Consider the following 24,850-nt stretch of genomic DNA (forward strand, 5'->3'; position numbering starts at 1 on the left):
ATTATGATCGTCCCCAAAGCGTCCGGAATTACAAAACCGCTTAACCTGCTGCTGGGGGTGGTAATGTCCCTGGCCATTCTGGACCATACGAGATTGTTCTTTCATTTCTGGAATACCGATCCCTATGGTCCGGAAACCACCCCATTCCTGTTTTTTACCAGGTTTATTTCCCATTATTTTGTTCCCGCTATATATCTGGTTACGGGAATTACCGTTTACCTGGCCGGTAGAGAAAGGCCAAAACCCGGGCTCTCCCGGTATTTATTGTTGCTGGGGACAGGCTTTCTGGTACTGGAATTGATGCCGGACAATTTTTCCTGGACTTTTGACATATACTATCGCACCGTAGGGGTGTTTATCTTCGGGGGGATAGGTCTTTGCCTGCTGCTCTTTTCCGTCCTGATATATCTTCCGGTGAGGTGGCTTGTTGCAATTGGTGTGGTTATTATCGCGCTGCACCATGTGCTGGATGATGTCCGGATGGAGGGGACCGGTGCTATATCAGTAGTTTGGTATATATTTCATCAGCACAAGATTTTCCTGGTCGGGGAAAGGGTCTTTGTCATTAACTACACCTTGTTCCCCTGGCTGGGTGTGATGCTGCTGGGATATGGAATGGGGCCTTTGTATTCCGGGGAATATGATGGTAGTACGAGGAGAAAATGGCTGTTTCGCCTTGGTATAGCGGCCATTGTCCTTTTTTTTCTGTGGAGAGGTGCTCAAATCTATGGCGACCCGGACCCCTGGGCCGTTCAGGAAGATCCGGTACGTACCGTAATGTCTTTTTTAAACCTTACCAAATATCCGGCTTCTCTCGATTTTCTGCTTATTACCCTGGGACCCGTATGGCTTTTCCTGCTTGCTTCCGATAAGGTAAAGAACGGTAGGCTGGCCTCCTTTTTTACGGTCTTTGGAAACACGCCCGTATTTTGTTACCTTTCCAGTACGTATCTCATTCATGCTGCAGCAGCCCTTGTACTCCGGTTACAGGGCAATAACTGGAAGGATATGATCATCATACCTGCCTCTTATGGTAATGGCAGTCCGTTAAAAGATTACGGGTACAAGCTGGGAATCGTGTACTTCATCTGGATGGGGTTTATGCTGATATTGTATTTTTTGCTTAAATACTTTCAAATGTTAAAAGGAAAATTGCTCCGCCGGTGACCGTCCGAAGTGGCTGTATTTGGAGGAGAATTTTAAGAAATCATATATTATTGGCGATTTTTTAGCGGTAAAAAATCATTTTCTCTATTATTCCCTATATTTGTTTGGTAATGCATAAAAAAGTCAAAATCGATTATCGGAACCGGGTTTGGGGAACTTTTGTGGACATTGCTTCTCTGAAAAAGTTCTTCAAGACCGTATCCCCGCCCTAATCTTTTCGCAATTCGTCTTTCCGGCAATCCATGCCTGCGGAAAGAGTGTGGACCTCTTTTGTCCTGTTTCCATTTTTCCACAATCTATAAAGTACTACCTGTATGATGACGTTTGTTATTTATAATCCCAATCAAAAACTGTCGGATGACCAAAAACAGGAGGTGGCGGACTTTTTGCATACCCATCTCGAAAATTACGGCGATGACAAAGAATACATTCTCAAAGCTATCGATTTTGCCATGCGGGATACCATTCCCTCTATGGGCGGGTTTGTCCTGGTAGGCAAAGAGCAAAAAGAGATTGTTGCCGTGACCGTGGTTAACAGTACGGGAATGAAAGGCTATATTCCTGAAAACATACTCGTATATATTGCCACACACAAGGATATGAGGGGAAAGGGCATCGGAAAAAAACTGATGCAGAAAGCCATTGATCTTGCCGATGGCGATATAGCCCTTCATGTAGAACCCGACAATCCTGCAAAACACCTGTATGAAAAACTGGGATTTGTAAACAAGTATCTCGAAATGCGCTTCACCAAATAACGGGACATGAGTTTCATTGATATCGCTATTTTCTGTGCCTACATCATAGGAGTCATGATCGTGGGGTGGTATTACTATCTCAAAAACGAAAGCAATGAAGACTATTATGTGGGCGGACGGAATATGAGCAGTTTTCACGTGGGGCTCTCCGTAGTGGCCACCGATGTGGGAGGTGGTTTTTCCATAGGCCTGGGCGGCCTGGGTTTTGTGATGGGGATATCCGGCTCCTGGATGCTTTTCACCGGACTTGTAGGGGCGTGGCTAGCGTCGGTATTCCTCATCCCCAAGGTGATAAAGATGGGGCATATGCACAAGCTGCTCACCTTTCCACAACTGTTACGGCAGTTCTACGGGCAACATGTGGCTTTTCTGGCCGGGATCATTTCTTTTGTAGGCTATCTCGGTTTTACTTCTTCTCAACTCCTGGCAGGTGCCAAACTGGCAACAGGTACTTTTCCGGCCCTTAGCATGGAGAATGCCCTGATCATTATGGGAGTGGTGGCCGTGGTCTATACTGTCGCCGGAGGTATAAAAGCCGTGATCTATACCGATACTTTTCAATGGCTGCTCCTTATGGGAGGCCTTATTTGCATCGGGATTCCCATGGCCTATATAAAGCTAGGAGGCATGTCAGTCATAAGAGAAAGCCTGCCGGACGATTTTCTGAGCTTTACCAACCTCACAGGGGTGCAGTTCATCAACTGGCTGATAACGATAGTGCCTATATGGTTTATAGGGATGACGCTCTATCAACGCATATTTTCCTGTAAAGATGAAAGAACGGCCAAAAGGGCCTGGTATATTGCCGGTTTGTTCGAATATCCGGTGATGGCTTTTATGGGGGTGTTGCTGGGAGTGTTTGCCCGTGTCGCGGCAGATGCCGGGATGTTTGCCGAATATGGCTTTGCCTCGGGCAGTATCATGGCCGAAACCGATTCGGAAATGGGACTACCACTGCTATTGCGCTCCATACTCCCGGTGGGATTGACAGGGCTGATGATGTCGGCCTATTTCTCGGCGATCATGTCTACGGCAGATAGTTGCCTGATGGCGGCTTCAGGCAATTTTGTCACCGATATCCTGGGGTTGAAGAGTACAGACAAGAATGTGATCCGGGTATCACAAGCGATCACCCTCATCATCGGTGTGCTGGCCATTCTTCTCGCTTACCAGATGCAAAATGTACTGACCCTGATGCTGAATTCTTATGCTTTTATGGTATCGGGCCTTTTTGTTCCCGTTCTCGGCATGTTGTTTGCCAAAAAAGTGAAACCTGCGGCAGCGTTGGCGGCCATGCTCGCAGGAGGTGTCGGTACGCTGACTTTTAGTATATTTGATAGTATTCCCATTCCGTTTGGTTTTGACCCGATCATCGTGGGGATCACTTTATCCGCCATAGTTTTTCTGGCGGTTAACAGTCAAGCAAAGTAACCATGGCATATCTCAAACTGAATACACGTGCACTGAAACATAACTTTCTGTTTTTAGACGAGCTCTTTAAAAGCCACGGTAAGGATTGGGGGGTAGTGACCAAAGTGTTGTGCGGAAGCAAACTCTTCCTGGAGCAGGTGATTAAATTACATCCCGATTGTATTTTCGATTCCCGGTTGAGCAACCTTGAGATGGTGAAAAAGATCAATCCGAAGATCAAGACAGGATATATTAAACCCCCGCCACAACGCCATGTGGAAAAACTGATCAAAGTAGCAGACATTTCCTTTAACACCCAGTTCGAAACCATTGAGATGATAAACCGGTATGCACAGAAAGCGGGTAAGGTGCATCAGATCGTTATTATGATAGAAATGGGGGACCTTCGCGAGGGGGTGATGCGGGAAGATTTTGTGGATTTCTACGCCAGGGTGTTCGATCTGGAAGCTGTGGAAGTCATGGGGATCGGGGCCAATCTGAATTGTCTCAACGGCATTATGCCATCTCACGATAAGCTCATTCAGTTGAGTTTATACGAACAGCTCGTGGAGGCGAAGTTCAACAAAAAGATCCCCTGGGTGTCGCTGGGCACTTCGGTAACCCTGCCACTATTGCTCAAAAACCTGGTGCCCGAAGGCGTTAATCACTTCCGGATAGGGGAAAGCCTGTTCTTTGGAAACAATTTGTTTGACGATTCGTCCATGGAAGGGATGAAACAGGATGTTTTTATGCTCTATGCCGAAGTGCTGGAGGTGATGGAAAAACCGATCAATCCCACCGGGTATGTAGGGTCTAATGTGGCCGGTGAAACCCCGGTTTTTGAAATAGAAGACTATTCTGAGACCAGTGTCCGGGTGCTGGTTGATATCGGGATACTGGATATAGAGATCGATAATATAAGACCCCTTTACGAAGAATATCACCTGGAAGGAGGGAGCTCCGACATGATCGTATTGGATGTGGGGACGAATAAGCATAATATCAAGGCAGGAGATATGGTGCCCTTTCACATCAACTACATGGGAGCCCTTCGCCTTCTCAATTCCAAGTATATCGAAAAGCGGCTGGACTAGAGCCTGTTTACTGCATATTCAAATCGTCCTTTTCCGGTAGTGCTAACAGGCTCCGGGAGTGTACACTTACAGCACTTTGCTCTTGCCGCGCTCCCCGATGAGGTCGAGAGAGAATACAGAATTTATTTTCCATAATTCCACAATCTCGTCTGCAGACATCCTGACGCCAGGGGAAACCTGTTTTCTGTCGTTGATAAGAAGGAGAAAACCGGGCGATTCAGGATCTTGTTTCACTCTATTGATAAAGATTCCTTTTACCTTGCTCACCAATACATATATATAATGGTCTGTAATAGCATCGGTATTCTCGACATATTCCCCGACGACAAAATCTCCGTCTTTGAGCCGGGGAGACATCCCCGAACCCACGATCTGGAAAGCGCGGACCTTACTGCCGGAAACAAAGGGAAAGTCAAACCTCGGGAGCGTGTTGATGTAAGATGGATCCCGGTAATTGGTCACGTACGGGTAGTATTCTTCCCTGGGAACTACGAAAAAGCCCCTTTTTTCTCTCCCTGATCTGGGAGACGGGGGAGTGTTGTGATTGAAAAACAATCGGTTAATGTCCAGCCTGTAGGTATGGCAGACGTTTAGGATCCTCTTGTAATCGAGTGTGTTCCTTTTCTTCCAGGTAGAAAGGGTGTTGGGCTTTATATCCAGGATGTCGGATAATTCGACATTGGTCCGGATGCCCAGACGATCTTTCAGTCTTTGCAATACTGTCTCTGTTTCGACCGGATGCTTCTTTTTCTTTTCTGACACGGAAATAACATTCATAGGATGGGTTGTTTGAATTTAAGAGATCATATCACTGATTCATTCCCATGGGTAAAGGGACAGTGAAATGATATTCAGGTTAATTATTTGGTGTTTAGAAATGCGCCTAAGCAGGCGGAAAGATGCAGGGGGCTTTTCAAAGATAATTATTTTTTGCCACTTGTAGGCCGGGAAAGTGTTTTTTCGCGATGTTGTTTTGTGGTGATTTGCAGTGTCTCGATGTTGATTTTCGGTCGTATCTTCTTCTCACTGGAAAGCCTCTGGGAATCCCTGTGAATATCCATAAAACTCAATCAATTCCAGGTCAATGACCTTTATGTCTGTGCAGTTGTTCCGTTCTTCTTATTGCGGCTTTTTTTCAGGTAGACGCATTTTTTGTCGTAATCGATAATGGCCTTTGCTTTTTTCAGAACATCGGCCCCGATAATACCATGGACCGGAAGGGAATCGTGCTGCACCAGGGCCTCGTTGACGTGAGACAGGTTAAACAAGACCAGTTTCACTTTCTTTTTGCTCCAGGAACCGATGGAAAGGCTGTTCTTTTTGGAGATCCGGGTATCCATATTGTTAGCTCCCGCCCCGGCGGCTTTCACCTCCGAGTCTTCTGAGCTGAGGTTAAAATGTGCTATGCAATCCGTTCCTACACAGGTGCTGGAGGCCCCGGTATCGAGTATAAAACGGCCTTCGATACCGTTGATTTCCGCCTTTATTTCAAAGTGATTAGTGTTGGTGAGTACCAGGGGTACCCGTACAAAACCTTTTTCGCGAAGGAAGGTCTTTAAATTTTTCATGTATTTTTTTATTTCAAAATTTTGAAGGCGATTTTACTTTGGGGTTTTTGTTGTTTTATCGTTGTAATACGCTTGTAATAAATGTGTTGTGTTGATGTCTGGTTGTTGCTTTTCGGTTTTTTGGCTCCTGAGTCCTTCGGTTAAACTCAGGATAAACTAAAGTCGAAGGATGTGCAAAGATAGTTTTAATGTTTTTATTTTTGCCTCATGATAATTACCGATACCCATACACATTTATATAGCGAATCTTTTGATGAAGACCGGGACGAGATGATACAACGTGCCCTGGGGGCGGGTGTAGAGCGATTTTTTATTCCCGCTATCGATTCTTCCTATACAGAAAGGATGTTGCAACTCGAAAAGGATTATCCCGACCGTATTTTCCTGATGGCCGGTTTGCACCCCACCCATGTCAGGGAAAATTACCGGGACGAACTGAACCATGTAAAAGAGTTGCTCTCCCGGCATAAATACTATGCCATAGGGGAGATAGGGATAGATCTTTACTGGGACAAAAGTTATATAAAACAGCAACAGGATGCATTCCGGTGGCAGATACAACTGGCTAAAGAGCATATGCTCCCCATAGTAATACATTGCAGGGAGGCTTTTGATGAGGTTTTTGATATTCTCGAAGAAGAAAAAGGCGATGACCTTTTCGGTATCTTTCACTGTTTTACAGGCAATCGCGAACAGGCCGGTCAGGCGGTTTCCTACAATATGAAACTGGGCATAGGCGGAGTGGTGACCTTTAAGAACGGCAGGATAGACCGGTTCCTGGATGAAGTGGATATAAAACATATTGTGCTGGAGACCGATGCGCCCTACCTGGCCCCGGTGCCGTACAGGGGCAAGCGTAATGAAAGCGCATATATTGTTAACGTTTTGCAGAAGCTGAGTGAAATTTACGGGATGTCCCCCGAAGAAGTGGCGGAGATCACCACACAAAATTCCAGAGCGGTTTTTGGGGTGTAAAAGGTTTGGTATCCGGAGTTGCAGGTTGCGGGTTGAATTAAAATCAGCAACCTGCAACTTGTAACCTGCAACCTTCAGCCCATAAATTATGATTTTATGATGTGTTTGTCCGGAATTTTAAATCCCTTACAAACGGTAAAGTCAATAAATTTTTGTTCATTTGCTCTATGTGCTTAAATTTGTTGCCGGCCATAGATGGTTGTTGTTCACGATTTTAATGGTGCTGTTTTTTTCATTGTCTTGTCATCGTGGAGATTAGGCCATTCTATAAAGATTGATCATTTGGATAATTATAAAGAAATTCGTCCCTATCTGGACAGTGAGGTAAGAGGAGCTCTGGAAGAGCACAAGGATCATCCAATGATCCGTGCGTTGCTTTATTTTACTTTTCCGGACAAGTCGCAAGAAGAAATAGGGGAGATACTCGCCTCCTGCAATTCCGTAAGCGATTTTCAGGCTAAGGTAATATATCAAAGCGTAAAGAACGTGCTTGAAAAAAGTTCGGAAGGCTTTTTTACCTCCGGTTTTGAAAAACTTAAACCGGACACATCCTACCTTTTTATATCCAATCACCGCGATATTGTTATGGATACTTCCCTTCTCAATGTGGCCTTGTTAGAGAACCACCTGGTCATGACGGCATCGGCCATAGGGGATAATCTGGTTAAGAAACCTTTCCTGCTGGCACTTTCCAAGCTGGTGAGGAATTTTTTGATACAGAGAGGTTTGTCTCCCCGCGAAATGTTGGAGAGTTCCAGGAACGTATCGGGGTACATACGGCATCTTTTGAAGGACGAGAACCGATCGGTATGGATCGCCCAGCGAGAAGGAAGAACAAAGGATGGTAACGACCAGACACAACAGGGTGTGCTTAAGATGCTCGCACTGGCCAGCGATGAAGAGGAGATCATGGACTATTTTAAGAAGCTGCGGATCGCTCCGGTGTCCATCTCCTATGAATACGACCCGACCGACCTGCTGAAAATGCCCGAACTGATGGCCAGGCATTACGACCTCGAATATGTGAAGACCAGTAACGAAGACTTTAATTCCATTTTAAAGGGAGCCCTGGGACAAAAAAAACGTATCTGTATAAAAATCGGAGATGTCCTGGATACCGAACTGGATGAAATAAAGAACAGGAATGAACCGATAAACAGGCAGTTTCAGATGCTTGCCGATCACATTGACGAGCAAATCCATAAAAACTACCGGCTGTGGCCCACCAATTACCTCGCTTATGACCTGTTGAACGGCACTGCGAAATATGCAGACAAGTACAACGAAAAAGAAAAGCGGCAATTCGAAAGAAGGCTGGAGCGAAGAGTAGGGGAAGGAAATCATGTGGCCCGGCAGAATTTTCTCGCCATGTATGCCAATCCCGTGGTGAACCGGATGAAATATGAAGAGGACTAACTAACCTGCCTGAAGGCATAAAGTGCAGGAAGGTGAGCAACAAAAACCTCCTTGTACACTAATTAAATCACCGATTTTCCGAAAACAAATATAGACGAAACTGTAAAACTGTGCTGCAGAATGGGTAAAAGATCAGACATCCTCCTCATATATACCGGAGGAACGATCGGTATGATCAAAGACTATAAAACCGGGGCGCTACGAGCTTTTGACTTTGACAAGCTGTTAAAGCGGATCCCCGAGTTGTCACACCTGGACTGTAATATAAAAACGGTTTCGTTCAGTGAGCCCATAGATTCGTCCAATATGAATCCGGATTGCTGGGTGCAGATCGCAGAGATCATAGAAGACAATTACGACGCTTTTGACGGTTTCGTAGTGTTGCACGGCAGTGATACCATGAGCTATACCGGGGCTGCATTGAGTTTTATGCTCGAAAACCTTACAAAACCCGTTATACTCACAGGCTCGCAATTACCCATAGGTGATCTCCGGACCGATGCCAAAGAAAACCTGATTACCTCGATACAGATCGCGGCATTACAGGAAAAAGGCAGGCCCAGGGTGGCGGAGGTTTGTCTGTATTTCGAATATAAACTATACAGGGCCAACCGTACCACAAAGATAAACGCAGAACACTTCGAGGCCTTTGCTTCCCTGAATTATCCGTCCCTGGCCGAAAGCGGGGTGCATTTAAAGATAAACGAAGAATGTCTGTTAAAGCCCAACCGGGGAAAAAAGCTACGGGTACATAAGCAATTGGACAATCGTATAGCAGTGGTGAAACTGTTCCCCGGAATAAGTGAAAATGTGCTGGAGGGTACTTTTAACAGCCCCGGGCTAAAAGCAGTGATCTTGGAAACTTACGGAGCCGGAAATGCACCGACGGAAACGTGGTTTTGCAACCTTGTGGAAAAGGCAATAAAAAAGGGGATATTTGTGGTCAATGTTACACAGTGCTCCGGTGGCAGTGTGCTCATGGGGAAATATGAGACCAGCACCTACCTTCAGAAGCTGGGGGTTATTAATGGAAAGGACATGACCACAGAGGCGGCGATAGCTAAGCTCATGTATCTTTTGGGAGGTGGGATCGACAAAAAAATGTTTAAAACTGTGTTCGAAACACCTTTGAGGGGAGAAATACATTAAAAATAACGATAGAAATTTTATCAACTAAAAAAAAATTCGTTATTTGGCACCCCGAAGAAAATTATAGAAGTAATTTTTTCGAATAATGAACGTTGAATAACCAGGGTTGAATGCAGAAGTGTTGTTGAAGAAAGATCTGGAAAAACTTCGCAATTTGATATTCAACAATTCGACGTTAGTTAATAATACAGAGAGGTGGCCGAGTGGTCGAAGGCGCACGCCTGGAAAGTGTGTATACGGCAAAACCGTATCGAGGGTTCGAATCCCTTCCTCTCTGCAAAAGACAATAGATAGATCACACCTGTTTTGACAATCTGACAATATTTGTCCTTTTTGTGAATTATAATTATCAAAACGGCAATGAAGTTCTTAAAAAATCTATTTGTTTTCCGGTAACGGAGCTCGGGAAGTGAAAACGGGGAGAGTTTTCCTTTCTTTATTACAAATTCATTAATTGTAAAAATTTTATATCTTTAACCCTATTAACTAACAAAATTTAAGTTTAAAAGAAATGAAAAGATTATTCTCTATTCTGGCTGTTGCCGGATTGATGGCTTTTAATGCAACGACGACGGAAGCAAAGGATCTTGCTCCTGTTGTATCTGAAAATGTTTCGGAAATTGTTGCTCCTGTAGACGATGCTGCTGCTTTTGTTCAAGACGATGCCGCTGCTACTGCTGAAGATAGCAAGCCTTTCCACCAGGTATTGAAAGAATACTTTATTAAGGGTGGTGCAAGTTTTATGGGTATCGTATTGCTGTGTTTGATACTCGGTCTGGCAGTTGCCATTGAAAGGATTATTTTCCTTAACCTTTCTACTACAAACACCAGAAAACTCACCTCTAAAGTGGAAGAAGCATTGTCATCAGGAGGAGTAGAAGCCGCAAAAGAAGTGTGCAGAAACACTAAAGGCCCCGTTGCCTCTATCTTCTATCAAGGCCTGGAAAGGGCAGATGAAGGTGCAGAAGCTGCAGAAAAAGCGGTTGTGGCCTACGGAGGTGTTCAGATGGGACAGTTAGAAAAGAATGTATCTTGGGTTTCTCTGTTTATTGCCGTAGCCCCGATGCTCGGGTTCATGGGTACGGTAATCGGTATGATCCAGGCCTTTGACAAGATTAGTGCAGCCGGTGGATTGGACGCTTCCCTGATCGCCGCAGACATTCAGGTAGCACTGTTGACTACCGTATTCGGTCTTATTGTGGCTATTATCCTGCAGATATTCTACAACTATATCATCGCAAAAATCGATAGTATAGTAAATGATATGGAAGAGGCTTCCATCTCATTGATCGACCTGTTGGTAGCTCACAAGAAGTAATAACCGGATTAAAGAAGAATTATGAAAATATATAAGATTTTATTAATCATAGCTGGGGTGATCGGCGCGATACTGTGGTTCTTGCTGCCCAGTGGAGATGTGCCGGTAGATGTGGCGGCGACAAACTCTAATGTAAACCTGATGTTTATCGTTTCTTATGTGCTGTTTGGCATAGCTATTGTCCTTACTGTGTTATTTAGTATAAAGAGCTTGCTCTCGCATCACAAGATCAAGGAAATGCTCATCTCATTGGTAGTTTTTGCACTGATACTCGTAGTGAGTTATGCACTGGCTACCGGAAGCGAGGTGAAAACAGCTGACGGCAGCGTATTGGCAACGGCCAATACATCCAGGTTAGTTGGAGGTGGATTGATCGCTTTTTACATACTGGCTGCCGTGGCAGTCATTTCGCTGGTATTTTCCAGCATTAAAAAAATATTAATCAGGTAACTAAGAATTATGGCAAGAAGAGGAATACCGGAAGTAAACGCCGGTTCAATGGCGGACATCGCATTCCTGCTCCTGATCTTCTTTCTGGTGACCACCACCATTGAGACAGACTCCGGGCTGGACCGTAAGTTACCGCCTGATGAACCGCCGGAAGAAGATGTTATCATCAAAGAGAGAAACCTGTTGCAAGTGTTGATTAACAAGAATAATCAACTGATGGTCAATGAAGAGTTGACCGAGTTAAAGGATCTTCGCCAGGTTGCCATGGACTTCATCGATAATGGAGCAGGGGCAAACGATAAAGGAGAGACCTGCGATTATTGCCAGGGAGCGAAGGACTCGGAGTCATCCGTTCATCCCGAGAAAGCGATTATCTCTCTTCAGAACGACAGGCAAACCAAGTATAGCACGTATATAGCCGTTCAGAATGAATTGGTAGCAGCTTATAACGAGTTGAGAAACCGGGCAGCACAGCAATTGTATAAAACGGATTTTACCGAAATGCAAAGGGTGTACAAAGATCCGAAAACTACTGATGAAGAAAAGGATAAGTTGAGGCCAAAAGTAGAACGGGTCCAGAAAATGTATCCGCAGCTGTTGTCTGAAGCTGAACCTAAGAAAAACTAAAAATACTATTATGGCAAAATTCACAAAAAAGAAAAGTGGCGAATTACCAGCTGTATCTACGGCTTCGTTGCCGGATATCGTATTTATGTTGTTGTTTTTCTTTATGACCGTTACAGTAATGAAAGATGATGAGCTTATGGTCGAGAATGTTCTGCCTACAGCAGACCAGGTACAAAGGCTTGATAAAAAAGATAATACTGTGGTTTATATCTATGCCGGGAAACCGCATCCCAGATATCAGGACAAATACGGTACAGCGGCAAGAATTCAGTTGAATGATAAGTTTGCTGGTGTAGATGAGGTTGCCCCTTATATCTTGGCAGAAAGAGCGGAGATGAGACAGGAATTACAACCTTTAATGACCACCGCCCTGAAAGTGGATAAAGAGACTAATATGGGCCTGATATCCGATATAAAACAGGAACTCAGGAAAGTAAATGCCTTGAAAGTGAACTACACAACCAAGGAAGGTGATGCAATGAGGAACCTGGAATGACCCTCATTTCTTAAAACTTATATTTTGCAAAAGCCGGCCGTTTTACGTGCCGGCTTTTTGTTTTTGGTCCGGACGCTTTCCGGAGGCAAAGGACTCCGGAAGGAGAGAGACTTTGTTGTAACGGGCTGCATATATGCCAAAAGCATAAGGCCGAAATAAACTATATTTGTTAGAAATATATGATGTGTATGAAAGTTCGCCTGTACATAGTGCTCATTACCTTTGGCCTCTATTCGTGGAATATATACTCCCAGGAAGAAATTACTGCAGATACCACAGTATTGCAGGAGGAAAAAAGAGATGATAAATACAAGGAAGACCAGGTTTATATCGGGGCGACCTACAATATATTGCTGAACAGGCCGTCTGATGTAAAACAAAATAATCTGTCGAGAGGAATACAGCTCGGGGTTGTCAAAGATATGCCCCTGAACAAAAGAAGAAATATAGCCCTCGGTATTGGAATAGGGTATGCGTATAATGTGCATTTCCACAACCTGCAGTTCTTCGAAGGGGAAGGAGGGTCGGGTTATCGCGTGATCCCCGATTCCGTCGATTATAAACGAAATAAGGTTGACACCCATCTTATAGAGATGCCGATAGAATTTCGCTGGCGTACCTCTACTGCCGATTCCTATAAATTCTGGCGTGTCTATACCGGGATTAAACTGGGGTATGTCTTTGCAAACCGGTATAAATTTATTGCCGATAATAAGACCAGGTTCACCAATGACGATATTTCACGGTTTCAGGCAGGCCTTCATTTAAGTGTGGGGTACAATACCTGGAATTTTTATGCCTATTATGGGCTTGGAAAGCTCTTTAAGGGCGATACGGAGACCGATACGGGAGAAAGCCTGGACATGAGTTCCCTGAAGATAGGTATAATCTTTTATGCCCTCTGAGGTTTAGAACCAATACGGAAAAACCAGCACTTGTGGGAGTACACCCAGCAGGATCCCCAGAATTATTTCCTTCGTGTTATGGGCGCGGATGTATAGCCTGGACGAAGCCACGGCTCCTACGGCGAGTATAAGAAGGACAAGAAGCAGGGTGATGTTCAGCCGGAAATGAATGCCAAGTTCCGTCACAAATGTGGTCAGCCCTGCAATGCCCATCATATGAATGCTGGCTTTTACCTTTAGGAAAACAAGAAAAAGACAAGCAAACAGAGCTATTAATATGCCCAGGAAGAAATAGTGTAACTCCGGGGAGAATGTTCTGGGAACAATATATGCCGTGATGATACAGGTTATGGGGATAGCTACAAACAAGGGGGCTTTCCGCTCTTCTACCCCCGAAAGTTCATGAGATCGGACCCATCCCATATTCCGGAGTAAAAAATAAAGCACGATCGGTACTATGAGTGTAAGGATCAGTACAGGGATAATAACGCTTTTTTCTACCGCTTGAGGCTGATATCCGGGGAAGATGATATAATAGATCGCTGTTCCCGCAAAAGGCATGAAAAGCGGATGAAAGAGGTAGCTGAATGATCTTAAAAAATACATATACGACTGTGGGTTTGGAATGGCAAAAAAGACCGGGAGGGAGTGAAAAAACCATTTTTGCCCTTGCGTGGTCCATCTCTTTTATATCTGTTTTCGCAGTCTCGCCACAGGAATATCCAGTTGTTCGCGATACTTGGCAATGGTCCTCCTGGCGATGGGATAGCCTTTTTCTTTCAGGAGTATTGCCAGTTTATCGTCGGTCAGCGGGGTTTTTTTGTCCTCTTCCTCGATAATATTTTCCAGTATCTTTTTGATCTCCCTGGTAGATACGTCCTCTCCCTGCTCGTTCTTCATGGCTTCTGAAAAGAAATCCTTGATGAGTTTAGTGCCGTAGGGCGTGTCTACATATTTGCTGTTGGCTACCCTGGACACCGTGGATACATCCATCCCAATGCCGTCTGCAATATCCTTGAGGATCATGGGCCTCAGCTTCCGCTCATCCCCCGTAAGGAAGTATTCTTCCTGGTAGTGCATAATGGCATTCATCGTAACGAAGAGTGTTTCCTGACGTTGTTTAATCGCTTCGATGAACCACTTGGCAGCATCGAGCTTTTGCTTGATGAACTGGACCGCATCCTTTTGCGATCTGGATTTTTCCCTGGAATCTTTATACCCCTGTAACATATTGCTGTATTCCCTGGAAACATGCAGTTGAGGAGCGTTTCTTCCGTTGAGCGACAGTTCCAGTTCGCCATCGATAATACGGATCGTAAAATCAGGGACCACGTGCTCTACGATACGGTTATTTCCGGAATATGAACTGCCGGGCTTGGGGTTTAGCTTTTCAATTTCGTGTATGGCTTCTTTCAGCTCTTCCTCCGAGATATGGTGTTTTTGCAGCAGTTTTTTATAGTGCTTCTTGGTAAATTGTTCGAAAGACCTTTCCAGTATGTTTATGGCCAGTTTTATCTCCGGTGTGGCTTCCTTTCGTTTGAGCTGAATGAGCAGGCATTCCTTGAGGTCCCGCGCACCAACTCCGGCCGGGTCCAGTTGCTGGACGATCCGGAGTACTTTTTCTATGGTATCTTCCTCGGTATAGACGTTCTGGGTAAAAGCCAGGTCGTCCATGATGTCTTCCAGGGAACGCCTTATATAACCTGTTTCGTCCACACTACCCACGAGAAATTCGGCAATGTCGCGCTGGTTGTCGTTGAGGCTGTAAGTGTTTAGCTGGTTGACCAGGTGTTGGTGAAAAGAAGTTCCGGCAGCATAAGGCACGGTCTTTTCCTCGTCATCGGCACTGTAGTTATTGGCCTGGAGCCTGTATTCCGGTATTTCGTCGTCACTCAGGTACTCGTCAACATTGATGTCTTCCGCTTCTATCTTATCCCTGTCGTTATAATCATCTTCAAAAGTATCATTCATGTCATCATCATATGCAGACAAGTCTTCCTCCTTACCGCTTTCCAGTGCGGGGTTTTCCTCTATTTCCTGTTTAAGGCGCTGTTCAAAAGCCTGTGTAGGCAATTGGATCAGCTTCATCAACTGGATCTGTTGAGGTGATAGCTTTTGTGATAATTTAAACTGTAACTGTTGTTTCAGCATCTGTATTCGATTACTCCTGACTTATATTGCAAAAATAATCGAAAACTTTGAATCCGGGAACAATAACAGGATAAATAGGTGCTGCTTTGTTTTGCGCAGGTGGCGCGGTAGCGGGAATTGTACTATATATGGTCCGCAATAAGGACGGGCTTTCCGGGGAATGGATCATTTCCTGAAAAAATCACCGGCTGTATCAGTGCTTTCCACCCAGAAACCGGAATTGGCAGAAAGCACGAATTCACTCAACCCTACCTCTTCCGTTTCGGGAGACCAATCATAGGTATATCCCAGGCGTGTCCAGGGATAATGGCGGTCGTTTTCAGATCCGAGGGTACGGTAATAGGCAAAAATGATATAGTTGTTAAACCACGAAACATAGGTCGCTGTAACATTGTCCCGGAGGGCTGCCCCGGCCGATGTGGTGTGGATGTCCGGATCGCCGGCAGGGCGGTAGAGGCTTTCCGGGTTGACCCAAAGCGTACTGATATGGGTGTTGCTGTTTTCGTTTGCAGGGGGCAGGCCTAATACCTGGCAGATACGCATAATGGTGTCGGAGGCCTGTGTGAGGTCTGTTTTTAGCCGGGCTTTCATTTGCGAAGGAATGAATAACCAAGACTCTCCCCAGGTATTGGTAATGGAGTCGCCTGCGGGATAGCTGGACGGATATTTATTAAAACTGGCCATTAACACATAGTCCCGGCCATTGATCTTTTTCCATTGCAATCCGGGATTTTCCGGGCTTATAGCCCATAGCGTATCGATGATCTCAGATGTGTCGGCTACCATGGCATCGGTAACAGATAAATGGTATAGTTCGTCCGGGGTGTATTCCGGTTCGGGAACAGTGTCGTCATCGCTGCTACACGAAATGAAAACGATTGTCGTAAGTATAACCGCTACCGGTCTTAACAGGGTAGTATAAAATGGCATAAGTAAAGATTTGGGAATATAAATATAAACAAAAACGAACCCGATAGCAAGATGGGAAGGAAAATGCTTAAAACAAAAATATTCCTTGACACATGGATCTGAAGTTGCTTGTGTCTTTTAGGTGTAAGTTACAGTCTTATGTCAGTTTTAAAAAGGCATTTGGGAAAGCAGGGCCGGAAATTTTCAAAAAAAATCCCGGCTCGAATTGTTTCGGGCCGGGAAATTCAGGTGAGATCTTAAAACTCCGCACTCTGTGGTGTTCTCGGAAAGGGAATAACATCCCGTATATTGGTCATTCCGGTGGCAAAGAGCACGAGCCTTTCAAAGCCCAGTCCAAAACCACTGTGAACTGCAGTACCGTATTTTCGAAGGTCCAGGTACCACCAGAGTTCTTTTTCGTCAATACCCATGGTCTTCACTTTTTCCAGTAGCACATCATAACGTTCTTCCCGTTGCGATCCTCCTACGATCTCGCCAATACCCGGGAAGAGGATGTCCATGGCCCTTACCGTTTTGCCGTCGTCGTTCAGCCGCATATAAAACGCCTTTATCTTGGCGGGATAATCAAAGAGGATCACCGGGCATTTAAAATGTTTTTCTACCAGGAAGCGTTCGTGCTCACTTTGAAGGTCGGCACCCCATTCCTCAATGATATACTGGAACTTTTTCTTTTTATTGGGCTTGGAATTCTTCAGGATGTCAATGGCCTCTGTATAGCTGACTCTTTTGAAATTGTTGTCCAGTACGAAGTGGAGTTTTTCCGTAAGGGTCATGCTGCTTCTTTCGTTCTGGGGCTTGGTCTTTTCTTCGTCCAGAAGGCGTTTTTCCAGGAATTCCAGGTCATCCTTACAATGTTCCAGGACATAGCGGATAACGTATTTTATAAAATCTTCAGCCAGGTCCATGTTGCCGTCCAGGTCCATAAAGGCCACTTCGGGTTCTATCATCCAGAACTCGGCCAGGTGCCTGGAAGTATTGGAGTTTTCTGCCCGGAATGTAGGCCCGAATGTATATACCTTGCCCAGGGACATGGCATAGGTTTCGGCCTCCAACTGACCGGATACGGTAAGATTGGTCTCCTTGCCGAAAAAATCTTCTTTATAATTAACGCTGCCATCCTCATTCAACGGTGGGTTTTTGGCGTCGAGTGCACTTACGCGGAACATTTCTCCTGCCCCTTCGGCATCACTTCCGGTGATGATGGGGGTGTTGACATAGTTAAAACCGTTGTTCTGAAAATACCGGTGCACTGCAAACGACAGGGTAGAACGCACCCGCATTACGGCACCAAAGGTATTGGTCCGGGTACGCAGATGGGCGTTTTCCCTGAGAAACTCCAAAGAGTGTTTCTTGGGCTGGATAGGATATTCATCAGGATGAGAATCGCCCAGCACCTCCAGCCGGGTTACCTGTATCTCTACTTTTTGCCCTTTTCCAGAACTTTCTACCAGGGTGCCCTCTATGTGCAGGGCTGCTCCCGTGGAGATCCGTTTCAGGACCTCTTCGGGTGTTTTTTCAAAATCGACTACGCACTGGATGTTGTGTATGGTAGAGCCGTCATTCAGTGCAATAAAGCGATTGCTCCGGAATGTTCTTACCCATCCCTTAACACTTACTTCCTGTAATAGCAGGTCTTCGACAAGCAGGTCTTTTACACTGTAAACCTTCATTTTTTTGATCTTCTTACTGAACGATACACTTTTCTACGGACTTTCCCTGTCTCTTTTTATCAGAGCGGAGGGGTATGTAAGCTGTGAAAAAGCGTATGGCATGCGGTTAATATCAGTTGGCAAATATAGGTGTTTTTCATAGTTTTTTTGAAGATTTCGGAGGGATTATCAGGGTAAACTAAAGCTGAAGAATACCGAAACCCTTGAAGTGACTTTGATGGCTTAGGTCTTATGTCAAAATTCATAAAGGCAGGCCCGGGCGATAAAATTAGAAGATAAACGGGCTTGCAGGCCTCCTGTATACTTGTATCCGCGAACACCCGTGCCCTCGTATATTCCTCCCTGGCCTTAAATTTAAAAAAGGGGATTTTTCCCCTTACCTGTCAAGGCCTGCTGCAATACTTTTGAGGTACAGATAATAAGTTGAATTATTTGTTTTAGGTAAAGTAGGTTTGGGGAAGCCAAAAAAAGCCTGTCGGTCCTACTCCGATCGTGAAAGGTCGGGGTTTATTTTCCGGCAGGTTTTTTGATTTTGAATTACCGGGCTTTCCGTGAAATATTGATGCTTCTGTTCGGTTTACATCCCCTTTTTGGTCCCCTTTAGGGCAATGTCATTTAGTTAAGGTCATGGATATAAATGTATCACCCCTTCGGGGTTTAGAATCTCTTTAATGCCTTTGGGGCTATAAATATTTAAGCCTTTCAGGCTTTTTTTGATCCCGAAGGGATCACAGAATTATAGAATCAGAAACGGTAAGACAATATATAAACCCCGAAGGGGTGGTATAATTAGCCAAACTAAATGATATTGTCCTCAAGAAGAGAGCTGTAACTGTCTTTAAAAGACCCTCCGCTTGTACTGAGCCCGGCCGAAGTATGAGAGGGGTTGGGGTGTGTAAGGGACAGGAGAGTGTAACCCAAAGCAATCCATTCCTTTAACTCCGAAACTCCCCGACTAACAAACTCCCAAACTATTTATCCTCATCCGTCAAAACGTCGAAATTGGGTTCTTTGAGCACCTGTTTATTGGCAATGCTTTTTTCCAGTGACAGCAGCAGCGATGGCAGAAGAATAAGGTTGGAAAGCATGGCGAACAGCAGTGTGGAGGAAACCAGTCCTCCGAGGGCTACTGTCCCTCCGAAACTCGAAGTCATAAAGACCGAAAAGCCGAAAAACAGGACAATAGAGGTGTAGAACATGCTTACCCCGGTTTCCCGCAGGGCGGCAAAAACGGACCGCCGTATCTTCCAGCCATTGCTCACCAGTTCCTGCCGGTATTTGGCCAGGAAGTGGATGGTGTCGTCTACCGATATACCAAATGCAATACTAAAGACCAGTATGGTAGAGGGCTTTATGGGGATACCCAGGAAACCCATGACCCCGGCCGTGATGATAAGCGGGAACAGATTCGGTATCAGTGATATAATGATCATCTTAAAGGACCGGAACATATAGGCCATAAATATGGCAATGAGCAATATGGCCAGGGAAAGGGAAATGACCAGGTTTTTTACCAGGTATTTGGTGCCTTTCATAAAAACCAGGGCCTTACCCGTCATGCTTACATCATAACGGTCCTTAGAAAATATCTTGTCTATATTGGTCTTTAGCTGGTGCTGGACCTCTTCCATCTGATCCGTTCCCATATCCTTCATAAAGGTGGTAATACGTGCTATTTGCCCGGTAGAATCTATAAAACTCCGCAATAGGTCAGTGTGGCCTGATGATTTTTTGGCATAGGAAAGGATAAAATGATTTTCCTGGGTGCTCGGCAATTGGTAATAAGTGGGGTTCCCGTTGTAATAAGCCTGTTTGGAATATTTAACGAGGTTAACCACCGATATGGGCTTGGAAAGCCCGGGGGTTTCCCTGATAAGTTCTTCCAGTTTGTCCATTCTTTGCAGGGTAGATAATTTGAGCACCCCGTTTTTCCTCCTGGTATCGATCATGATCTCCAGGGGCATGATACCGTCGAATTCCTTTTCAAAAAAGCGGATGTCATCAAAGAAATCGGCACTCTTGGGCATGTCTTCAATAATACTGCCGGATATTTTCATCTGGTAAATACCAATAATGCTGGCAACAAGCAGGATGAGGGAGCAGACGAATATTTCGATCCGTTTGTGCCGTACGGTTTGCTCCATCCAGTTGACGAACCCGCCGATCCACCGTTTGTTCAGGTGCTTCAGGTGTCTTTTCTTGGGCAGGGACATGAAGCTGTAAATAATAGGGATGATCAACAGCGACAGGATAAATATGGCCAGGATGTTAATAGAGGCCACGATCCCGAATTCCTTGAGCAATTTACTTTCGGTAACGATAAAAGAAGCAAACCCGATAGCCGTTGTAGCATTGGTCATTAAAGTGGCATTACCCACCTTTGAAATTACCCGCTGCAGTGATTTGGCCTGGTTACCGTGTTTTTTTACTTCCTGCTGGTACTTGTTGATCAGGAAAATACAGTTGGGGATCCCGATGACAATGATAAGCGGGGGAATGAGTGCTGTAAGCACAGTGATCTCGTAGTGCAGCAGCCCCAAAATACCAAATGCCCACATCACCCCGATGATCACTACGATCATGGAAATAAATGTAGCCCGGAACGATCGGAAAAAGAAAAAGAAAATAAGCGAAGTAACTCCCAGTGCAGCCAGTATAAAGCCGCCGATCTCATCAATGATATTCTGGGAGTTCAGGGTCCGGATATAGGGCATGCCCGACACATGTACCTTTAACCCGGTCTTGTTTTCGAATTTTTCAATAAGGGGGATAAAGTCGTTGAAAATAAAATCTTTCCGGACAGGAGTGTTTACGATCTCTTTATCGATATAGACCGCAGTGCGTATGGTCTGGTTTTTCTTGTTGAACAGCAGGCTTTCATAGAAGGGAAGTTCGTGAAAAAGATGATTTTTCAGGGTGTCTATGGCTGCTTTGGTTTCCGGGTGATGATCCAGGAAGGGCTTTAACTCGAATTCCTGTTTTTCCGTGTTCTTCGACAGTTCCTTGAGGTTATCGGTAGAAACCACAAGGTCTACTTCAGGAAAAGCGTTGAGTTGTTTGCTCAGTTTGTTCCACAGGTTGAAGTTTCTGGGGGTGAACAAGGCCGGGTCCTTTGTGGCAAGGACAATGAGATTGCCTTCTTCACCGAAAGTTTCCAGGAATTTGTTGTACTGGACATTTACCGGGTGATGATCGGGAAGCAGATTGGCCTCTGTATAAGTGAAACGCATGTTTTTCCACTGTATACCCAGAAAAACCGTAACTCCCACGATAATGAGGAGTATTAAGATCCTGTTCCGGAGAATTATTCGCGCAACCCTTTCCCAAAAGCCTTTACTGATCCAAGCAACCATCCTGTTTTTTTAACTCGGCAAAGATACAAAAGAAGTTAGAAGTACGAAGTTAGAAGCGTGAAGTTAACACAGGTTTGATACATCTCTCCTGTTTCGAACCATTCGATCCGGCTAATTAGGTTATAATTAAATAATCCCCGTCACTTCGAGTAGGGTTTCCAGGTCATTTTAGTGACTTGGAAACCCGTATCGAGAAGCTAAAACCCGAGGCTCAGGTAATAGGTGAATTTGAACGATATATTGTCGTCAAAATGTGGTAAACGGTACGGGCCGTAGCGATACATGGTGCTCAGGCCAAACCCTTTGAATATCTTGTTGAGCTCGAATCCGCTTTCGAGATAGCCCTTGTTCAGGGACTTGAAATCCTGACCAATGTGTTTTTCCGTATGGGTAACGCTCCCGATGGCAAACCGGGAAATAAGGACGATCTCCGGTCTTATTTTTCCGATCAGCTTAAAGCGATTGGATTGGTGCTTTAACTGAAACATGGCATAGCGGTCCGAGAAGAATTCGTTGAAGTACATCGTTTCGAAACTGTCCCTCCCTGCTACGGAAAACCGTTGTAAAATGGCATGGCCTTCCGGCTGGTTAGGAGAAGCGTGATAGAGGTGGGTGATGGGGATGTCACCGTATGCCAGCCCGCCCTTAACGAGAAAACTGGTACTCGTCCGGTTAGGGTGTTTGATCAGGTGCATGGCCCGGAAATCGAGTTTTGTAAAGTCAAAATCACCTTCAAGCAGGTTGCGGAAACTTCTGGATACCTGGAAAGTGAGGTTGGGGTATTCGTTTTTCATTGTGGCCTTGCCGTGCCGGGTTTGCATATAGCGGCTAAAGGGGGTCCACTGCAAGGCCAGTGTAGCCTCGGTAAGTTTAAAATCGTAATAAGATGTGCCATTGTTGACAAAGCGATAATCATAAGTAGGTACAATATTGCTTTGGCTCACCTGCAATTTGGCGCCGATCTTGGCCGTGATGTCGTGCTCCAGGTAAGCACTGGTCTTGCGGGTCTTGTGGAGCATGGTGATGTTGAAGAGCCGTGGTTCAAACAGGGAAAAACTCCTCGCTTCGTTGATAAATTCGGCGCTTCCGGTCTCGATTAGGTCATCCATATATGAAACGCCTATCCAGGTATTGGTCATTTTTGCCAGTCGCGCTGCGGCACCCATACCAAACTTGATCTTTTTGTCCTTGGTGCCGTAAACGCTGTATCCCCTTAACCTGTACTTCGAGGAAAAGTCGGTATTGGTAATGGCACCGATCCCCAGGCGGAACCCTTCATAATTATTGTATTTGAGCAGGTAGCGCAGGTCCAGGTCTACATACTTCAGCGGATAATATCCTTTTAACAGTTTCCGGGCCAGGTTTAGTTTTCGTTCTACCTTGTTCGCTTCAGAAATGCTGTCAACGACAACATAGGTTTCTTTTCCCCGTAGAGACAAGGGTCCCCTGCGGTAGTTATTCCAGAAATCTTCGCTTTGCCGGTGGGCATTGTCGTCAATGTCGAGGGCTATGCCCCTGCCTTTGATCTCCACAGGGGTATTGAAGGAAATATCAAAGTTCTCTTCCCTGCTTATAAAGTGCATCAGTTTGGATACATCCTGTTGTGAACTCGTCATGGAAGTGGAGTCCTTATCTTTTTTCTCATCCCCGTTAAAGGAGATCGATCCCCCCAGGAGGGAAATGCCTTCATTGTTTTCGCCACGTGTGATCTTGATTTGTTTGGACGATGGAAACCAGATATTTTTTTCCGGAAAATATTCGAAGGTCTGGGAAGCGCTGATGTCGATCACTGCTTTGAGCTGGGCCACGGCCTTCTGAAGTGCATACGATTCGCTGTCGATGTACAGCACCCCTTCTATACCGGCGGTTTTCCCTTTTTCTTTCGGGTAATAGTAGATCATGTAGGCCGGCCTTTGGTTAAGCTGGTCGGGGATGGTGTCGAGTATACGGTAATGATAAGTGCCCGGGGCCCTGCTCCCTATGGGGTTGGGATAATTGGTTCCGAGGATCGTATAGCTGTTCTGATAAAAGGAAAAAGACTGCATCTGTAAGGCGATCATCTCGTAAACCGGTTCCTTGAAACCGGCCATTTTTGTGGCCAGAATCGTTTCCCTCCTCCCTTTTTGTTTGTTATAGGCGTATTCAGATATCTTTTCTGACATATAAAGATGGGAGCGGGAGAGTTGTTTTTTTAATTCGTAGTTTGTGGAGTCCAGTTTTACAAATTCTTTCCCCCTGTTGGTCTTTTTGAACAGGGAATCGACCGTACCGTTTATGGAATCCGGGTTGGCGGTAACGATGAGTTTGTTATAGGTGCGGAACTTAAAGCTGTTCAATACTTTTTCAGGATCATTTTCCGCCCTCTTTTTCATGGCTTTTTTTATGATCTCCAGGGCGGGATTCTGCCCCCCGGTGACCACGACTTCCCGGAGCTTTTCGGGTTTTTCATCGAGCGTTATGGAGTAAAAGTTCTTTTCGGAATCTGTTTTTACGGTTTTTTCCAGGTATCCGATATAAGAGAAGGTCAGTGAGAGGACTTCCCCGTTGGAATTGTCGATCTGAAATTTTCCGTCTGCATCGGTAATAACCCCTTTCCCGATATTAGTGAGAATATTGGCGAAGGGAAGGGGTGCCCCGGTATTTTTATCCCGGACTATCCCGGAAAGGATTTCCTGTGAAAAGCAAAAAAAGGGGAGCAGGATAATAAAAAAGGAAAGCAATTGCTTTTTCATTAAGAACAAATGTTTATCCGATAACGAATTAAAAACGGTAATGTTACAAAAAAAATGCCCACAATCTGCGGGCATTGAAAAAAAATTATGTGAAGTTTAACTTATATCGTCATGATCTCTTTTTCTTTTACGGCCAGAAGATCATCTGTTTTAGTGATATAGGAATCCGTAAGTTCCTGTATGTCTACTTCGGCGTTTTTACGAACGTCTTCAGATGCGTCTTCCAGTTTTTTTATTTCCTTATTGGCGTCCTGCCGGGCACCACGGATGCTTACCTTGGCATCTTCCGCTTCTCCTTTGGCCTGTTTTACCAGCTCGCGTCGTCTTTCCTCGGTAAGGGGAGGTACATTGATAATGAGGGTCTCTCCGTTGTTCATGGGGGTAAACCCAATATTAGCCACAATAATGGCTTTTTCTATGGGTTGCAACATGGCCTTTTCCCAGGGCTGTATGGAGATGGTCCTGCCGTCGGGGGTGTTGATGTTGGCTACCTGGTTCAATGGGGTCTGCGAACCGTAGTAGTCTACAAATACGCTTCCCACCATAGATGGGCTGGCTTTACCGGCCCGTATGTTAACAAACTGCTTTTCCAGGTGGAGTATGGCACCGTCCATGGCTTCCCTGGCGCTGTCTAATATAAAATCGATCTCTTCATTCATGATTATTGATTTTATGTTGGTT

The 24,850-nt window shown here is 45.1% G+C and carries 21 protein-coding genes and 1 tRNA gene; 13 read left to right on the forward strand and 9 right to left on the reverse strand.

Annotation, left to right across the window (positions count from 1 at the left end):
• Positions 1 to 3 precede the first annotated feature (3 nt).
• The 4 genes from KN811_RS13515 to KN811_RS13530 all read left to right on the forward strand — a co-directional run bounded on the left by KN811_RS13515 (position 4) and on the right by KN811_RS13530 (position 4,429).
• A complete protein-coding gene (locus tag KN811_RS13515; protein WP_187963670.1) occupies positions 4 to 1,167 on the forward strand; it encodes an acetyltransferase domain-containing protein in 1,164 nt (387 codons plus the stop codon).
• A gap of 314 nt (positions 1,168 to 1,481) precedes the next feature.
• Entirely contained in the window at positions 1,482 to 1,925 is a 444-nt protein-coding gene (locus tag KN811_RS13520; protein ID WP_187963671.1) for a GNAT family N-acetyltransferase, read from the forward strand.
• Between the two features lie 6 nt (positions 1,926 to 1,931).
• Positions 1,932 to 3,356 carry a sodium:solute symporter family protein gene (locus KN811_RS13525; RefSeq protein ID WP_187963672.1) on the forward strand — a complete coding sequence of 475 codons (1,425 nt, stop codon included), beginning with the start codon at positions 1,932 to 1,934 and terminating at the stop codon, positions 3,354 to 3,356.
• 2 nt (positions 3,357 to 3,358) lie between these two features.
• On the forward strand, positions 3,359 to 4,429 hold the full coding sequence (locus tag KN811_RS13530) for an alanine racemase (RefSeq protein ID WP_187963673.1): 1,071 nt from the start codon (positions 3,359 to 3,361) through the stop codon (positions 4,427 to 4,429).
• A 66-nt stretch (positions 4,430 to 4,495) separates the two neighbouring features.
• On the opposite strand, the gene KN811_RS13535 is transcribed toward KN811_RS13530, so the two are convergent.
• The gene (locus tag KN811_RS13535; protein WP_187963674.1) at positions 4,496 to 5,206 is read right to left on the reverse strand and encodes a LexA family transcriptional regulator; all 711 of its coding nucleotides are present in this window, start codon (positions 5,204 to 5,206) and stop codon (positions 4,496 to 4,498) included.
• 314 nt (positions 5,207 to 5,520) lie between these two features.
• On the reverse strand, positions 5,521 to 5,997 hold the full coding sequence (locus KN811_RS13540) for a retropepsin-like aspartic protease family protein (RefSeq protein WP_187963675.1): 477 nt from the start codon (positions 5,995 to 5,997) through the stop codon (positions 5,521 to 5,523).
• A 207-nt stretch (positions 5,998 to 6,204) separates the two neighbouring features.
• Between KN811_RS13540 and KN811_RS13545 the strand changes: the two genes are divergently transcribed.
• The 9 genes from KN811_RS13545 to KN811_RS13585 all read left to right on the forward strand — a co-directional run bounded on the left by KN811_RS13545 (position 6,205) and on the right by KN811_RS13585 (position 13,333).
• Complete coding sequence (locus tag KN811_RS13545) at positions 6,205 to 6,972, forward strand: TatD family hydrolase (RefSeq protein WP_187963676.1); 768 nt, start codon at positions 6,205 to 6,207, stop codon at positions 6,970 to 6,972.
• Between the two features lie 282 nt (positions 6,973 to 7,254).
• Positions 7,255 to 8,388, forward strand: coding sequence for a 1-acyl-sn-glycerol-3-phosphate acyltransferase (locus tag KN811_RS13550; RefSeq protein ID WP_247716500.1), 1,134 nt, complete (start codon positions 7,255 to 7,257; stop codon positions 8,386 to 8,388).
• A 120-nt stretch (positions 8,389 to 8,508) separates the two neighbouring features.
• Entirely contained in the window at positions 8,509 to 9,537 is a 1,029-nt protein-coding gene (locus KN811_RS13555; protein WP_187963678.1) for an asparaginase, read from the forward strand.
• Between the two features lie 189 nt (positions 9,538 to 9,726).
• Positions 9,727 to 9,814 (forward strand) — tRNA-Ser (locus KN811_RS13560).
• 234 nt (positions 9,815 to 10,048) lie between these two features.
• A complete protein-coding gene (locus tag KN811_RS13565; RefSeq protein WP_187963679.1) occupies positions 10,049 to 10,855 on the forward strand; it encodes a MotA/TolQ/ExbB proton channel family protein in 807 nt (268 codons plus the stop codon).
• 21 nt (positions 10,856 to 10,876) lie between these two features.
• Positions 10,877 to 11,305: a hypothetical protein gene (locus KN811_RS13570; protein WP_187963680.1), complete on the forward strand. Its 429-nt coding sequence runs from the start codon at positions 10,877 to 10,879 to the stop codon at positions 11,303 to 11,305.
• A gap of 9 nt (positions 11,306 to 11,314) precedes the next feature.
• Entirely contained in the window at positions 11,315 to 11,932 is a 618-nt protein-coding gene (locus KN811_RS13575) for an ExbD/TolR family protein (RefSeq protein ID WP_187963681.1), read from the forward strand.
• Positions 11,933 to 11,942: 10 nt separating this feature from the next.
• Positions 11,943 to 12,428: an ExbD/TolR family protein gene (locus KN811_RS13580; protein ID WP_187963682.1), complete on the forward strand. Its 486-nt coding sequence runs from the start codon at positions 11,943 to 11,945 to the stop codon at positions 12,426 to 12,428.
• A 188-nt stretch (positions 12,429 to 12,616) separates the two neighbouring features.
• Positions 12,617 to 13,333 carry a porin family protein gene (locus KN811_RS13585; protein ID WP_187963683.1) on the forward strand — a complete coding sequence of 239 codons (717 nt, stop codon included), beginning with the start codon at positions 12,617 to 12,619 and terminating at the stop codon, positions 13,331 to 13,333.
• A gap of 3 nt (positions 13,334 to 13,336) precedes the next feature.
• Here the strand turns inward: KN811_RS13585 and KN811_RS13590 are convergent, their stop codons facing one another.
• The 7 genes from KN811_RS13590 to frr form a co-directional block, all read right to left on the reverse strand.
• A complete protein-coding gene (locus KN811_RS13590; RefSeq protein WP_187963684.1) occupies positions 13,337 to 13,939 on the reverse strand; it encodes a hypothetical protein in 603 nt (200 codons plus the stop codon).
• Positions 13,940 to 14,020: 81 nt separating this feature from the next.
• A complete protein-coding gene (gene rpoN / locus KN811_RS13595) occupies positions 14,021 to 15,484 on the reverse strand; it encodes an RNA polymerase factor sigma-54 (protein ID WP_187963685.1) in 1,464 nt (487 codons plus the stop codon).
• A gap of 165 nt (positions 15,485 to 15,649) precedes the next feature.
• Positions 15,650 to 16,414 carry a hypothetical protein gene (locus KN811_RS13600; RefSeq protein ID WP_187963686.1) on the reverse strand — a complete coding sequence of 255 codons (765 nt, stop codon included), beginning with the start codon at positions 16,412 to 16,414 and terminating at the stop codon, positions 15,650 to 15,652.
• Between the two features lie 236 nt (positions 16,415 to 16,650).
• A complete protein-coding gene (gene asnS / locus KN811_RS13605) occupies positions 16,651 to 18,084 on the reverse strand; it encodes an asparagine--tRNA ligase (protein ID WP_187963687.1) in 1,434 nt (477 codons plus the stop codon).
• Positions 18,085 to 19,055: 971 nt separating this feature from the next.
• Complete coding sequence (locus tag KN811_RS13610; protein WP_187963688.1) at positions 19,056 to 21,437, reverse strand: efflux RND transporter permease subunit; 2,382 nt, start codon at positions 21,435 to 21,437, stop codon at positions 19,056 to 19,058.
• A gap of 197 nt (positions 21,438 to 21,634) precedes the next feature.
• Positions 21,635 to 24,169, reverse strand: a complete 2,535-nt coding sequence (locus KN811_RS13615; RefSeq protein WP_187963689.1) for a DUF5686 and carboxypeptidase-like regulatory domain-containing protein — start codon at positions 24,167 to 24,169, stop codon at positions 21,635 to 21,637.
• A gap of 101 nt (positions 24,170 to 24,270) precedes the next feature.
• Positions 24,271 to 24,828: a ribosome recycling factor gene (gene frr, locus KN811_RS13620; protein WP_187963690.1), complete on the reverse strand. Its 558-nt coding sequence runs from the start codon at positions 24,826 to 24,828 to the stop codon at positions 24,271 to 24,273.
• Between the last annotated feature and the right edge of the window lie 22 nt (positions 24,829 to 24,850).

The sequence above is a fragment of the Sinomicrobium weinanense genome, from assembly GCF_018863395.1.
In the GTDB taxonomy this organism is placed as follows: Bacteria; Bacteroidota; Bacteroidia; order Flavobacteriales; family Flavobacteriaceae; genus Sinomicrobium; species Sinomicrobium weinanense.

Bases quoted from the DNA above. Each gene is read 5' to 3' on its own strand.
- KN811_RS13515 (WP_187963670.1), top strand. From the start codon at position 4: ATGATCGTCCCCAAAGCGTCCGGAATTACAAAACCGCTTAACCTGCTG.
- KN811_RS13520 (WP_187963671.1), top strand. From the start codon at position 1,482: ATGATGACGTTTGTTATTTATAATCCCAATCAAAAACTGTCGGATGAC.
- KN811_RS13525 (WP_187963672.1), top strand. From the start codon at position 1,932: ATGAGTTTCATTGATATCGCTATTTTCTGTGCCTACATCATAGGAGTC.
- KN811_RS13530 (WP_187963673.1), top strand. From the start codon at position 3,359: ATGGCATATCTCAAACTGAATACACGTGCACTGAAACATAACTTTCTG.
- KN811_RS13535 (WP_187963674.1), bottom strand. From the start codon at position 5,206: ATGAATGTTATTTCCGTGTCAGAAAAGAAAAAGAAGCATCCGGTCGAA.
- KN811_RS13540 (WP_187963675.1), bottom strand. From the start codon at position 5,997: ATGAAAAATTTAAAGACCTTCCTTCGCGAAAAAGGTTTTGTACGGGTA.
- KN811_RS13545 (WP_187963676.1), top strand. From the start codon at position 6,205: ATGATAATTACCGATACCCATACACATTTATATAGCGAATCTTTTGAT.
- KN811_RS13555 (WP_187963678.1), top strand. From the start codon at position 8,509: ATGGGTAAAAGATCAGACATCCTCCTCATATATACCGGAGGAACGATC.
- KN811_RS13565 (WP_187963679.1), top strand. From the start codon at position 10,049: ATGAAAAGATTATTCTCTATTCTGGCTGTTGCCGGATTGATGGCTTTT.
- KN811_RS13570 (WP_187963680.1), top strand. From the start codon at position 10,877: ATGAAAATATATAAGATTTTATTAATCATAGCTGGGGTGATCGGCGCG.
- KN811_RS13575 (WP_187963681.1), top strand. From the start codon at position 11,315: ATGGCAAGAAGAGGAATACCGGAAGTAAACGCCGGTTCAATGGCGGAC.
- KN811_RS13580 (WP_187963682.1), top strand. From the start codon at position 11,943: ATGGCAAAATTCACAAAAAAGAAAAGTGGCGAATTACCAGCTGTATCT.
- KN811_RS13585 (WP_187963683.1), top strand. From the start codon at position 12,617: ATGAAAGTTCGCCTGTACATAGTGCTCATTACCTTTGGCCTCTATTCG.
- KN811_RS13590 (WP_187963684.1), bottom strand. From the start codon at position 13,939: ATGTATTTTTTAAGATCATTCAGCTACCTCTTTCATCCGCTTTTCATG.
- rpoN (WP_187963685.1), bottom strand. From the start codon at position 15,484: ATGCTGAAACAACAGTTACAGTTTAAATTATCACAAAAGCTATCACCT.
- KN811_RS13600 (WP_187963686.1), bottom strand. From the start codon at position 16,414: ATGCCATTTTATACTACCCTGTTAAGACCGGTAGCGGTTATACTTACG.
- asnS (WP_187963687.1), bottom strand. From the start codon at position 18,084: ATGAAGGTTTACAGTGTAAAAGACCTGCTTGTCGAAGACCTGCTATTA.
- KN811_RS13610 (WP_187963688.1), bottom strand. From the start codon at position 21,437: ATGGTTGCTTGGATCAGTAAAGGCTTTTGGGAAAGGGTTGCGCGAATA.
- KN811_RS13615 (WP_187963689.1), bottom strand. From the start codon at position 24,169: ATGAAAAAGCAATTGCTTTCCTTTTTTATTATCCTGCTCCCCTTTTTT.
- frr (WP_187963690.1), bottom strand. From the start codon at position 24,828: ATGAATGAAGAGATCGATTTTATATTAGACAGCGCCAGGGAAGCCATG.